The organism is Streptomyces sp. NPDC030814, from assembly GCF_055572155.1.
On sequence record NZ_JBVIDX010000017.1, the window covers coordinates 1 to 8,554 of the forward strand.

Below are 8,554 nucleotides of genomic sequence, written 5' to 3' on the forward strand. Positions count from 1 at the left end.
CATGAGACCGCCCCCACACGATCGAAGTCCCGCTACACTCCCGCCGCCCGGCGAAAAGACCAGGTCAGACAGCGAAATCCTGCTGGAGTACTAGGACGTTGGTACGAGAGCCGCTCAGCCTTCGTCTTGGCGCTCCGCATCACCTTGTTGCCGCAGATCGTCAGGGAGCAGCTCCTCCTGATCCGTCCCCCGCGGCGCCTCCCGCCAATCGTCCACGGCCCTCATCTCGAGCAGCGCGAACGACGCTCCTTGATTGTCCGTGACGACCGCCACATTTCCGTATGAGGTGTCGAACGGGGGCACCTGCACCCGCCCGCCGAGCCGGGTGACGGCACCCAGGGCCGCCTCGCAGTCCTCCGTGCCGAAGTGGACGAGGAAGTGGGGCGGCATCTCGGCCGGGAACACCTCGGTGACGGCGGCCCGCCCGAAGTCGGGGTCCGCGCCGGGCCCGAAGAGCGCGTCGTGGAAGAGGTGCGCGTAGAAGGTGTTGGCCGCCCTGGTGTCCCGGGTGTACAACTCCGCCCAGGCGAAGGTCCCCGGCTCGTGCCGCCGCCCGAACCCCGGATGCGTGCCCGCCTGCCACAGCCCGAACACGGCCCCCTCCGGGTCCGTGGCCAGCGCGGCGATCCCGAGCTCCCCGACCGGGGTCGGCGTCATGATCACCTGTCCGCCGGCCGCCCTGATGCGCGCGGTGAGCGCCGCCGCGTCCGGCGTGGCGAAGTGCGGCGTCCACACGGTGGGCATCCGCCCGTCGGGCTTGGGCACGAGGGCGGCGACGGGTGCGAGGGCGGGGCCCGAGGGGGCGGCGGGTTCCGTGGTGACGGAGGGCCCCTTGGCGGCGGAGGGCGTGGGACCTGGCTCCATGGGACCGGGCTCCGTGGTGGCGGATGGCGTGGGACCGGGCTCCGTGGGACCGGGCCCCGTGGGACCGGGCTCCGTGGGACCGGGCTCCGTGGCGCCGGAGGGCGTGGGGCCGCCGGAGGGCGTGGCGGACGTGGCGGGGAGGTACGCCCAGACCTCGTGCGCCCCGTCGCCGGGGGCCACCTTGAACGTCCACCCGAAGAGCTCGCCGTAGAAACGCTTCCCGGCCTCCACGTCGGGAAGCTGCACATCGATCCAGCACGGAACGCCCTCGGGGTACATACCGCCAAGCTAACGGCGCCCTACGCGACCCGCGCGCGGAGCGGGTGCGTGCGGGTGCCGGCAGGGCGGCGGCCCGTACCCGGCCCGCCCCACCTGCCCCGGCTCTCCCCCGCAGCGAAAGAAACCCGCCACCCCCTCCCCGTCCCGTCCCGAGAACCCCTTGGTGAAGCCCGTACTCCCCATTTGCAGTCGGCCGAATCGCGCTCCGATCACCCCTCGGTAAGCTGACGGCATGACAGGACAAGTGCGTACCGTCGACGGCCGCGTGGCCGGCCGACGTGGGCAGGCGACCCGGCAGAAGCTGCTCGACTGCCTCAGCGAGATGCTCAGCTCCTCCCCCTACCGGGACGTCAAAGTCATCGATGTCGCCCGGAAGGCGGGAACTTCGCCCGCGACCTTCTACCAGTACTTCCCGGACGTCGAGGGCGCGGTTCTGGAGATCGCCGAGGAAATGGCCGCCGAGGGCGCCACGTTGACGCGCCTCCTCGAAGGGCGCTCCTGGGTGGGCAAGGCCGGCTGGCAGACCGCCCAGGAACTCGTCGACGGCTTCCTGGAGTTCTGGCGCAAGAACGACGCGATCCTGCGGGTCGTGGACCTGGGCGCCGCCGAGGGCGACAAACGCTTCTACAAGATCCGTATGAAGATCCTGAACTCCGTCACCAACTCCCTCTCGGACACGGTCAAGGAGCTCCAGGCCAAGGGCCGGGTCGACAAGGACGTGAACCCGGGGGCCCTCGCCGGGTCTCTCGTCGCGATGCTCGCCTCGGTCTCCTCGCACCAGAAGGGCTTCCAGTCCTGGGGTGTGAAGCAGGCCGAACTGAAGCCCAATCTGGCTCTTCTGGTCCACCTGGGCATCACCGGCAAGAAGCCCACGAAGTAGCCGGGAGCAGCCCCCCGGGCGGCCCCGGACGCAGATCCTGTCACGCAGGCGACGCCCTCATCCGAGGGGCGCCGCCTGCCGCGTCCTCACCGCCGGACGATCCGGAACACCCGGATCTCCCGCTCCACCCGCGCCTGGTACGTCGCGTACGGCGGCCAGAAGCGCAGCAGTTCCCGCCACGCCGCCGCCCGGTCCTCGCCCTCCAGCAGCCGCGCGGTGACCGGGATGTCCTCGCCCTTCCAGCTGATCGTCGCGTCGGGGTGGGCCAGCAGGTTCGCCGTCCAGGCGGGGTGGTCGGTCCGTCCGAAGTTGGAGCCTATGAGCAGCCAACTCCGGCCGCCCTCCTCGGGCATACAGGCCAGCGGCGTCCGGCGCGGTATCCCGCTCCTCGCCCCCGTCGCGGTCAGGACGACCCCCGGCAGCAGCTGCGCGCTGAGCAGCACCCTGCCCCGTGTGGCCCGGTGCACCGCCCGGTCCAGGGCGGGGATGACATGGGGTGCCACCCGCGCGAACGCCGGAGCGGACGACACCTTCTGCACCCATCGCACGCCGATGTCCTTCAGGCCACTCGTGTTCTTCGAGGCCATCAGCCCCGCACCTCCTCGTGGTCGCCGCCGCCGAAAACGTCCGCCAGCTCCGCCGCCCGCCCACGCAGCCGGTGCACGGGGCCGAGGAGCAGCTCGTCCGCCGCCGCGCGCTTGACGTACAGATGCGCCTCGTGTTCCCAGGTGAAACCGAGGCCGCCGTGAAACTGGACGCACTCGGCGGCGGCGGTCCGCAGCGCCTCCAGGGCCTGGGCGAGCGCCTGCCCGCCGACCCGCTCGCCGCGCACCGCCGCGCTCCACGCCGCGTAGTACGCCGCCGACCGGGCGGCCTGCACTCCGACGTACACGTCCGCCAGCCGGTGCTTGACCGCCTGGAACGATCCGATCGGCCGCCCGAACTGCTCTCGCTGCCTCACGTGGGCGACGGTCCGCTCCAGTGCCCGGTCGGCCGCTCCCACGGCCTCGGCGGCGAGGACGGCGGCGGCCCCGTCGCCCACACCGGCGAGCGCGGCCGGTATGTCCGCCTCGTCGTCATCGCCCAGCAACTCGGCCGGTGTGTCGCGCAGTTGGACGCGGCCCACCGGACGGGTGCCGTCGAGGGCGGTCTGCCGTACCCGTACGAGTCCCGTCGCCTCCGCCCGCACGAGGAACAGCAGCGTGCGTGTCCGGGCGTAGCCGCCGGTGTGGGCGGCCACGAGGAGCAGGCCCGCGCTGTGCCCGTCGAGCACCTGGCCGGCCTCGCCGTAGAGCCGCCAGCCGTCACCGGCCCGCCGTGCCTGCACTCCCCCGGCGCGGCCGCCGCCGGCCCACTCGCCGTGGTTGTCGCCGGTCAGGGCGAGCGCGGTGGCGAGGGCGGTGCCGGGTACGGCGAGCGCGGCGGTGAGCCGTCCGGCGGCGAGGCCGGGGAGGAGCCGGTCGCGTTGCCGGTCGGTGCCGAGGGCGAGGACGAGGGGGGCCGTGAGGACGGAGGTGGCCAGCAGCGGGGACGGGGTGAGGGCCCGTCCCAGTTCCTCGCAGGCGAGGGCCAGTTCCATGACCGAGCAGCCGACACCGCCGTACTCCTCGGGGAGCGCGAGGCCCGGCAGCCCGAGCTGTTCGGCGAGCGTCATCCAGAGCGCGGTGTCGTACCCCTCGCCGGTCCGTACGGCTGCTCGGACGTCCTCCGGGCCGCTGCGCTTGAGCAGCAACTCCCTTACCGTGCGACGGATTTCGCTCTGCTCGGCGGTGAAGCGGGCGTCCATGGGCGGGTCCCCCTCTGCTCCATCTGACGGTGCGTCATGGTAGAGCGGAAGGCGGCGGAAGCACAGGTCCCCCAGCCCGCGAATCTGATGTACCGTCAGATTCATGACCGCTGCCGCCGTTCCGGGAATCCGCAGGGGAACGACCGGCCGCCGCGAGGTGGCCGTCGTCGGGGTCGCACTCGCCGACTGCGGCCGGGTGGACGACGCGACGCCGTACGCGCTGCACGCGCAGGCGGCCCGCCGGGCCCTGGCGGACGCGGGCCTGGAGCACACCGTCGTGGACGGGCTGGCGTCGGCGGGCCTCGGGACACTGGCACCGGTGGAGGTGGCCGAGTACCTCGGGCTGCGGCCGACGTGGGTGGACTCCACGTCGGTCGGCGGCGCCACCTGGGAGGTCATGGCGGCGCACGCGGCGGACGCGATCGCCGCCGGGCACGCGAACGTCGTGCTGCTCGTGTACGGCTCCACCGCCCGTGCCGACATCCGGGCGGGACGGCGCACCGGCAACCTCTCGTTCGGCGCGCGCGGCCCCCTCCAGTACGAGGTCCCCTACGGGCACACCCTGATCGCCAAGTACGCCATGGCCGCCCGCCGCCATATGCACCAGTACGGGACCACGCTGGAACAGCTCGCCTCCGTGGCCGTCCAGGCCCGGGCGAACGCGGCGGCGAACCCGGAGGCGATGTTCCGCACCCCGATCACGATCGACGACGTGCTGTCCTCCCCTCCGATCGCGGACCCGTTCACCAAACTCCACTGCTGCATCCGCTCCGACGGCGGCGCGGCGGTCCTCCTGGCCGCCGAGGAGTACGTGCGCGACTGCCGGCCCGCCACCCCCGTCCGGGTGCTCGGTACCGGCGAGCACGTCTCCCACACCACCATGTCCGAGTGGCCCGACTTCACCGTCTCCCCGGCGGCGATCAGCGGCCGCCTCGCATTCGAACGGGCCGGGGTCCGCCCGTCCGAGATCGACTTCGCGGAGATCTACGATGCGTTCACGTACATGACGCTGGTGACGCTGGAGGACCTGGGCTTCTGCGCGAAGGGCGAGGGCGGTGCCTTCGTGGAGAAGAACCGTCTGACCCTCACCGGGGACCTGCCCGTCAACACCGACGGCGGCGGCCTGTCCGCCCAGCACCCCGGTATGCGCGGCCTCTTCCTGCTGGTCGAGGCCGTCCGCCAGTTGCGCGGCGAGGCCGGCGAGCGGCAGCTCCGCTCCCTGGGCGGCGACCTCCCCCGCCTCGCCGTCGCCTCCGGCACGGGAGGCTGGTTCTGCTCCTCGGGGACGGTGGTCCTGGGGCGGGGGTGAGGGCCCGGCCCGGCAGAATCGGCGCATGAGCACTCCCGGCGCCGACGCCCCCTCCGACTTCGTACAGCTGCTGCGGACCCTGCAGGTCTGGGACCCCGAGGTCACCGAGCTGCCCGACTTCGACCCGGCCGCGGCGCCCGCCGCACCGGTCCCCCTGTTCACCACCTGGTTCGCTCAGGCGGTCGCGGCCGGGCAGCCGGAGCCGCACACGATGTCGCTGGCCACGGCGGACGAGGAGGGGCGCCCCGACGTCCGTACGGTGATGCTGCACGACGTGGACGACCACGGCTGGCACTTCGCGACACACGCCGGCAGCCGCAAGGGACGGCACCTGGCGGCCCGCCCGTACGCGGCCCTCGGGTTCTACTGGGCCGCGCAGGGGCGGCAGGTGCGGGTGCGCGGCCGGGTCACGGTGGCCCCCGCCGCTTTCGCCCAGGCCGATCTGCACGCCCGCTCCACGGGCGCGCTGGCGGCGGCCCTCGTGGGGCGGCAGAGCACGGTCCTGTCCTCCCTGGCGGAGCTGGAGCGGGCGTCGGACGACGCCTGGGCACGGGCCGAACGGGAGCCGGACGCGCCCGTACCGTCCTGGACGGCGTACGTGGTCGAGCCGGACGAGGTGGAGTTCTTCCAGGGTGACGCACGACGACGCCACGTACGGCTCGTCTACCGCGGGGCGGAGGGGGGTTGGGCCAAGGAACTGCTCTGGCCCTGAGGTCCACCGCCCGCACCGCGTCCGTACCGCGGCCAGGACTCAGCCGCCCGTGCCCCGGCGGGCGGCGGACCGTTCCGTCGCCTGGTCCAGGTGGGCGATGACGGCGGGGACGTCGTCGCTCTCGGTGGCGCGGATCAGCTCCAGGGCGGGCCGGACGAGGCCGCCGGGGCGGGCGATCAGGCGGGCCAGGACGGCGGCCCGGATGTCGAGCCGCTCGATGGTGGCCGCCCGCTCCTCCTCGGTCCGGCCGGCGAGCAGCACGGCGTCGTGCCAGGACTCCTCGCGGGACCGGCGGATGCTGAAGTCGAGGATCCGCTCGTCGGTGCGGGCTCCGATCCGGTCCAGCAGGGACAGGAGCGGTGACAGGGCGCCGATCGAGTCCTGCACCTCCAGCACCACCCGCCCCAGGATGTCGTTGATCAGCAGGAAGTCGCGCCGCAGCGCGTGGATGGACTCGCCGGGGCTGGTCCGCGCGGCTGCGACGGCCAGGTCGAGGTTGATGTGGGCGTTCACGCCGAGCAGCAGGTGCTGCACGATGACGGTGTCGGAGTCGTCGAGCAGCCCGAACGCCTCGCGCCAGCAGCGCGGCCCGCTCCGGTCACGGCGCCAGGCGTCGTACGCCTCGAAGTAACGGTTGCCAAAGTGCGTGTCGAACCGGTCCATGCGGGCGCCGTCGTCGAACAGCCCCTCGTGGATGGCCGTGCGGACCTCGACGGTCACCTGCCGGTACAGCGCCGCGAAGTAACCGATCCGGTCGCCGGTGCGGCGGGCGTCCCGCACGACCTCGGCGAGCCCGTCCACGACCTCGTCGATGTTCCCTGCCGTCATGCCCCACTCCCGTCTCGTGTGCCCCGGCCCTCCCGGTTCGGACCCTTCCGGTTCAGGCCTTCTCCCACACCGACACATGCCGGGTGCTCTCGTTGGTGAACGGCCGCCGGTCCCAGTCCTCCCAGCGGTCACGCAGCCGCATCCCGGCCAGCCGGGCCATGAGGTCCAGCTCGGCCGGCCAGACGTACCGGAACGGCACCGACAAGTGCGACGGCCGCCCGTCGACGACCCGCACATGGTGCGACCGCATCCCCTGAGTGGCCACGTCGTACGTGTTGAACACCAGCCGGTCCGGGCCGACATGGATCGGCACGGCGTCCTGCCCCGGCGGCAGTCTGCGCAGCGCCGGGACCCCGACCTCGATGACGAAACAGCCGCCGGGCACGAGATGCGCGGCGGCGTTGCGGAAGCACTCCACCTGAGCGTCCTGCGTGAGCAGGTTGTTGATCGTGTTGAAGACCAGATAGACGACCGTGAACTCGCCGTCCGCACGGGCGGTGGCGAAGTCCCCGATGGTGACGCCGATCTCGTCCCCGCCGGGCTTGGCCCGCATCCGCTCCACCATGGCGCGGGACATGTCGATGCCGTGCACGGGAACGCCCCTTCGGGCGAGGGGCAGGGCGATCCGTCCGGTGCCGACACCGAACTCCAGGGCGCGGGCCCCGTGTCCGGGCTGCTCGGCGAGTCCCGCGATCAGCTCCACGGCCGGATCGACGGTTCTCGGGGCGAACATCTCGGCGGAGGTCTCGTCGTAGTGGGCTGCGACGGCTTCACCGAAGTGGCCGTCCGGGTCGTCTACGCCGGCGTACCCGTCGTCGGGTGCTTGCGTCTTTCCGTCGTCGGGTGCTTGCGTCTTTCCGTCGCCGGGTGCTTGCGTCTTTCCGTCGCCGGGTGCTTGCGTCTTTCCGTCGCCGGGTGCTTGCGTCTTTCCGTCGCCGGGTGCTTGCGTCTTTCCGTCGCCGGGTGCCTGCGGGTTTCCGTCGTCGGGTGCCTGCGGGTTTCCGTGGTCACGTCCCTCTGCACGCATTCTCCTGACCGTACCGAGGGGGGACCGGCGACCGCACCGGGTTTTCGCGGCCCCCTCGGCCCGCGCTACACGTCCCCGTTCGGCTCGGGGTCGGTGGCCAGTCGGGCGTGGAGGTGGGCGTCGCGGAAGGCGTCGTGCCGTCCCGCCTCCCACATCGCCCCGCGCAGGGTCCCCTCGTACGAGTACCCGCACCGCTCGGCGATCCGGCAGGACACCTCGTGCCCGAGGGCGTGGTCGAGTTCGATGCGGTGGAGACCGAGTTCGGTGAAGGCCCAGCGCGTGGCGAGGTCGAGCGACCGGGCTGCGACCCGGCGGCCGCGGGCCTCGGGCAGGACCCAGTAACCGACCATGGCCCGCCGCATGAGCCGGTCGATCCCGCTGAACCCGACCTGTCCGAGCGTGACCCCGCTGTCCGCGTCCACGACCCGGAACGTCGCGGTCCGCCCCGCCGCGTCGCTCTCCGCGCGCTGCCGCAAGGACTCACGCGCCCCCTCTGGCCCGTCGTCCAGCATCAGGGGCGTGTTCCACCGCCGGAACTCCGGGTCGGCGCGCCCCCGGAACCAGGCGTCGACATCGGCGTCGGACTCGGCGTCCCAGGCGCACAGCCGCAGCCCGTGCCCGTGCACCTCAGCACGGGACTCAGCCCCGGACGGCTCGGCGGATCCGGCGAACTCGGCGGACTCGGCGGACGATTCATCGGCACACGACTCAGGAGTACGACTCACACCGCCCATTGAAAACCGAGGCCCGTCGGCCACCGCCTTGGGGTCACACACAAGCGGGGGTGCGGGGTGACGAACGGCGGAGGGACGACGGCGCGAGGGGCGCATGAGGTCGGCAGCGCGGGACGGGGGACGCGGGACGGGGAA

8 protein-coding genes and 1 pseudogene are annotated in these 8,554 nt (G+C 72.7%); 3 read left to right on the forward strand and 6 right to left on the reverse strand.

Annotation, left to right across the window (positions count from 1 at the left end; all coding sequences use genetic code 11):
* Nucleotides 1-114: 114 nt before the first annotated feature.
* Complete coding sequence (kbpA, locus tag ACZ43N_RS29345; RefSeq protein WP_468101771.1) at nucleotides 115-1,143, reverse strand: AfsK-binding protein KbpA; 1,029 nt, start codon at nucleotides 1,141-1,143, stop codon at nucleotides 115-117.
* A gap of 232 nt (nucleotides 1,144-1,375) precedes the next feature.
* On the opposite strand from kbpA, the gene ACZ43N_RS29350 reads away from it, so the two are divergent.
* A complete protein-coding gene (locus ACZ43N_RS29350) occupies nucleotides 1,376-2,023 on the forward strand; it encodes a TetR family transcriptional regulator (RefSeq protein ID WP_468101773.1) in 648 nt (215 codons plus the stop codon).
* An 86-nt stretch (nucleotides 2,024-2,109) separates the two neighbouring features.
* On the opposite strand, the gene ACZ43N_RS29355 is transcribed toward ACZ43N_RS29350, so the two are convergent.
* Together ACZ43N_RS29355 and ACZ43N_RS29360 are read right to left on the reverse strand one after the other, a co-directional pair.
* Complete coding sequence (locus ACZ43N_RS29355; protein WP_468101775.1) at nucleotides 2,110-2,610, reverse strand: nitroreductase family deazaflavin-dependent oxidoreductase; 501 nt, start codon at nucleotides 2,608-2,610, stop codon at nucleotides 2,110-2,112.
* The gene (locus ACZ43N_RS29360) at nucleotides 2,610-3,809 is read right to left on the reverse strand and encodes an acyl-CoA dehydrogenase family protein (RefSeq protein WP_468101776.1); all 1,200 of its coding nucleotides are present in this window, start codon (nucleotides 3,807-3,809) and stop codon (nucleotides 2,610-2,612) included. The genes ACZ43N_RS29355 and ACZ43N_RS29360 overlap by 1 nt, the downstream gene beginning before the upstream one ends.
* Nucleotides 3,810-3,912: 103 nt before the next feature.
* Between ACZ43N_RS29360 and ACZ43N_RS29365 the strand changes: the two genes are divergently transcribed.
* Both ACZ43N_RS29365 and ACZ43N_RS29370 read left to right on the forward strand, forming a co-directional pair.
* The gene (locus tag ACZ43N_RS29365; RefSeq protein ID WP_468101778.1) at nucleotides 3,913-5,118 is read left to right on the forward strand and encodes a thiolase C-terminal domain-containing protein; all 1,206 of its coding nucleotides are present in this window, start codon (nucleotides 3,913-3,915) and stop codon (nucleotides 5,116-5,118) included.
* A gap of 25 nt (nucleotides 5,119-5,143) precedes the next feature.
* Nucleotides 5,144-5,830 (forward strand): pyridoxine/pyridoxamine 5'-phosphate oxidase, encoded by a 687-nt coding sequence (locus tag ACZ43N_RS29370; protein WP_468101780.1) that lies wholly within the window; start codon nucleotides 5,144-5,146, stop codon nucleotides 5,828-5,830.
* Nucleotides 5,831-5,869: 39 nt separating this feature from the next.
* On the opposite strand, the gene ACZ43N_RS29375 is transcribed toward ACZ43N_RS29370, so the two are convergent.
* The 3 genes and pseudogenes from ACZ43N_RS29375 to ACZ43N_RS29385 form a co-directional block, all read right to left on the reverse strand.
* Complete coding sequence (locus tag ACZ43N_RS29375; protein ID WP_468101782.1) at nucleotides 5,870-6,658, reverse strand: DUF5995 family protein; 789 nt, start codon at nucleotides 6,656-6,658, stop codon at nucleotides 5,870-5,872.
* 52 nt (nucleotides 6,659-6,710) lie between these two features.
* Nucleotides 6,711-7,451: pseudogene (locus tag ACZ43N_RS29380) on the reverse strand (class I SAM-dependent DNA methyltransferase); the annotation flags it as partial.
* 299 nt (nucleotides 7,452-7,750) lie between these two features.
* Nucleotides 7,751-8,419 (reverse strand): GNAT family N-acetyltransferase, encoded by a 669-nt coding sequence (locus ACZ43N_RS29385; RefSeq protein WP_468101784.1) that lies wholly within the window; start codon nucleotides 8,417-8,419, stop codon nucleotides 7,751-7,753.
* Between the last annotated feature and the right edge of the window lie 135 nt (nucleotides 8,420-8,554).

Coding starts and splice junctions, on each gene's coding strand:
- kbpA (WP_468101771.1), bottom strand. CDS start 1,143: ATGTACCCCGAGGGCGTTCCGTGCTGGATCGATGTGCAGCTTCCCGAC.
- ACZ43N_RS29350 (WP_468101773.1), top strand. CDS start 1,376: ATGACAGGACAAGTGCGTACCGTCGACGGCCGCGTGGCCGGCCGACGT.
- ACZ43N_RS29355 (WP_468101775.1), bottom strand. CDS start 2,610: ATGGCCTCGAAGAACACGAGTGGCCTGAAGGACATCGGCGTGCGATGG.
- ACZ43N_RS29360 (WP_468101776.1), bottom strand. CDS start 3,809: ATGGACGCCCGCTTCACCGCCGAGCAGAGCGAAATCCGTCGCACGGTA.
- ACZ43N_RS29365 (WP_468101778.1), top strand. CDS start 3,913: ATGACCGCTGCCGCCGTTCCGGGAATCCGCAGGGGAACGACCGGCCGC.
- ACZ43N_RS29370 (WP_468101780.1), top strand. CDS start 5,144: ATGAGCACTCCCGGCGCCGACGCCCCCTCCGACTTCGTACAGCTGCTG.
- ACZ43N_RS29375 (WP_468101782.1), bottom strand. CDS start 6,658: ATGACGGCAGGGAACATCGACGAGGTCGTGGACGGGCTCGCCGAGGTC.
- ACZ43N_RS29385 (WP_468101784.1), bottom strand. CDS start 8,419: ATGGGCGGTGTGAGTCGTACTCCTGAGTCGTGTGCCGATGAATCGTCC.